We start from the raw sequence: 3,222 nt of genomic DNA on the forward strand, positions 1-3,222 counted from the left end.
ATGGTGAAATGATTCCAGAATACTTTGTAAGTCACACGGGGATCGTATATGACAATAGAACACAAAAATAAAAAGGTCAGCAGATAATAAAGAGTCCTCGGGCGAACTTTGCCCGAGGTTTTCTTATTTAGACTGCAGAAGGGAGTAAGCTGCTTCCGGCAGCTTACCATCCAAACTCAGAACAGTTGGAGGCAACGAGTCCAAGTGAAAAGGACTTTCCCCCTGAACTCGCTGCATATCTTTGACTGGGCTTCGGGGCAACACTCTTTTGCACCAGAACTCATCAATAAATGACGGGTGAGTAACAGGGAAAAGACCGTTTGACTGGTCACTCAAAGAAAACGAAGCACCGGGTTACAGGTCAAATAGCATTAGCCCTATAACTCAAACGAAATGAAGCACTCGGTCACCGGTCTAATAGTATTTGCCAGGTAACTCAATTCTCCAAATCCATTGAGTAACCCTGCAAACTAATCTTGCCCCGTAACTCAATAATCAATTGGTAGCGAGCTGCCGGTAAGCCGCTCGCTTTCCTTATTCAAACCCAAACACAAAGAAAAGCACGCCCTAATCTCTACCAGCATCAGCCAGTAGATGAAAGGAGCGTGCGTTAGTGTTACTTAGATTATATTAAATTCTAAATAGTTCATACCCTCACTACTCTTCCCAACTGACAGATGAATGATCGACAGACCAGGTTTCGCCTTCTTCCCGTTCTAAATGTCCGGAAGCATAAGGTTCATTGTCAACGGTCAGGTAAACTTCTTCGGTAGTATAGTAGCCTCCAATAGTGTTGACCAGACCTTGAATAATCAGGCTTTCAATACCGGCACCGACATTCATTTCCTCAATCAGTTCTGAAGAAAAATCGACATAAGCTATATCATCATTGCCTAAAAACATAAAGTTGATGGCTACATTGTCAGTCAGTAGCGGAGGGGCATCGCTTCCGCCAGATTTGCCTCGCAATATTTCAGTCAATTCATAGCGAATGGCATCGTTTGTATACAGTTCGACTGTGAGAGAAACAGCTAACAGACCTTCAGCGTTTTCATCAAGAGGGAAAACGGTCAAGTCGATTTCTTCAGGCTGTTCCCTGGAACGTGAAACTAAAGTAGAAATGACTTGGGATTCATCTTCGTTACTTGTAAAGACACGTTCGACTAGACCGACTTCTTCGGCATAAATATAGACGATTTCACTGTCGTCTTGCATACGAGTCACTTCAATGGCATCGAATGTGCCAAAATCGGTCTCGTATTCGAAGTCGACAGCGGTAATTTCAGAAACTGAACCGGTTGGGTTTTCCCATGAGTGACCGACTTCAATAGGCAGCTGCAGAATAATCTCGTGCTCGTCCTGCATGCTGTCCAGACCAGTATCTATAAAGTCGTCCCGGAAATACGTTTCCGGACGGACAAAAATTTCTCTTATTTCCTCATCGGTGTATTCATATATGGTAACGACATCTGTACCGGCAGTCGACTCAACCATCTGAAGGGTGTCATCATAGGCGAACTGAGGATAGCGTGTAAAAGCAGCATATTCCATTCCTTCGCCATCATAATCCAGCAAGGTATCCTCGAGCTTAGGGAACCAGTCCTCAAGATTTTGAGAAACTACATAGTCTTCTTCATCATCTTCCTCGTCATCATCGTTGTCCTCAGCAGTATCGTCTGTCTCATCATCGTCTTCGGTAGATTCATCTGTGTCTTCATCGCCAGGCTCAGGCGCAACGACTTCTTCATCTGGATCGGTGACATCCGGCTCATCTTCCGTGTCTGTTCCGCAGGCGGCCAGCAGGAGAGTGGACGCAAAGAGGAGAGACGTGTACTTAAACAGCTTTTGAGTGGTCATAGTAGTCAGCTCCTTTCCAGTTTTTGCATAGATTGTTTAATAATTAGTATCTAAAGAATGCTGATAGATTTCTCGGGATACCTCAAGGGTCTGATCTCCGCGTTCAGAAATGCTATCAAGTCCGTGCTCTTTCAATTGGCTGACGAGTGTTTCAATGTCTTTTGATTGAACGCCCACATCTGAGAGATTAACCGGCATCTCAATGGATTTAAAGAAAATAATGGTCTTCAAAATAGCGGCATCGATTTTTTCTTCTTCTGTACCGGTACGGATATCCCAGACATTTTCAGCATACTGCACCAGCTTGTCCCATTTTTTCAGTTTACGAACAGTCATCACTGACGGCATGATAGCGGAAAGTGTTCTGGCGTGATCAGTATTATTTAAAACAGTGATTTCATGTCCTAAAGCATGGGTGGACCAGTCGCCCGGAACACCTCTGGAAAGCAGGCGATTTAAAGCCAGTGTCGCAGTCCACATGAAATTGGCGCGAAGATTGTAGTCATGATTATCTTCATCAACGACATCCGGTCCGATTTTTATCAGAATACGCAAGAGCCCTTCCGCAAATTCATCCTGCACCATTCCGCCCACGGGATAGGTGAGGTACTGTTCCAGAATATGAATAAAGGCATCTGTAACGCCATTGGCCAGCTGACGTTTTGGTAAAGTATAGGTCAGTTCCGGTTCTAAAATGGAGAACTGAGGAAAGACATGACGACTGCTGAAACTGACTTTTGCTTTCTTTTCCTTAAAGTTAATAACTGCGCCATCATTCATTTCAGAAGCCGTTGCGGGAAGAGTTAAGATGGTTCCAAAGGGTAGAGCCGATGCAGCCCGCTTTCCTGCACCGACACCTCGTCCAAATAAATCTTCGGGGTTGCCGTCAAACTCTGCAGCTGCCGCAATGAATTTAGTTCCATCGATGACAGAACCGCCACCGACTGCCAGCAGATAATCATAGTTTTCCGCTTTAATTTTCTCTACAGCTTTCATGCAGGTTTCAAAAGTCGGATTGGCTTCAATTCCGCCAAACTCGCCCACTTCATAGTTCTCCAATGCTGATTTGACGCGGTCCAATGTGCCGAAACGCTCAACGCTTCCGCCTCCATAAGTAATCAGTACTTTCTTGTCTGATGGTATCGAACGAGCGAGTTCTTCTATTTTATTTTTTCCAAAAATAATTTTTACAGGGTTAAAAAAGGTAAAATCCGAAATTTCTAAGTTCATATACAGAACCTCCTCGTATAATAAGTTTGTAGTTAAGAATTGTTCTTAACTTAGTTGATTGATTAACTGTTTGAAAGAATGGAGCTTTCTCCCCCATGGGGGAGAAAAATTTCAAAAAGTCACTTTTGATGATCC

At 43.9% G+C, this 3,222-nt stretch carries 2 protein-coding genes; both read right to left on the reverse strand.

The features are described 5' to 3' along the window. Nucleotides 1–657: 657 nt before the first annotated feature. Nucleotides 658–1,857: a GerMN domain-containing protein gene (locus ACYVLS_RS09125; protein WP_460323781.1), complete on the reverse strand. Its 1,200-nt coding sequence runs from the start codon at nucleotides 1,855–1,857 to the stop codon at nucleotides 658–660. A 36-nt stretch (nucleotides 1,858–1,893) separates the two neighbouring features. Next, complete coding sequence (locus ACYVLS_RS09130) at nucleotides 1,894–3,087, reverse strand: iron-containing alcohol dehydrogenase (protein WP_460323783.1); 1,194 nt, start codon at nucleotides 3,085–3,087, stop codon at nucleotides 1,894–1,896. Nucleotides 3,088–3,222 lie beyond the last annotated feature (135 nt).

The organism is Alkalibacterium psychrotolerans (genome assembly GCF_054784355.1).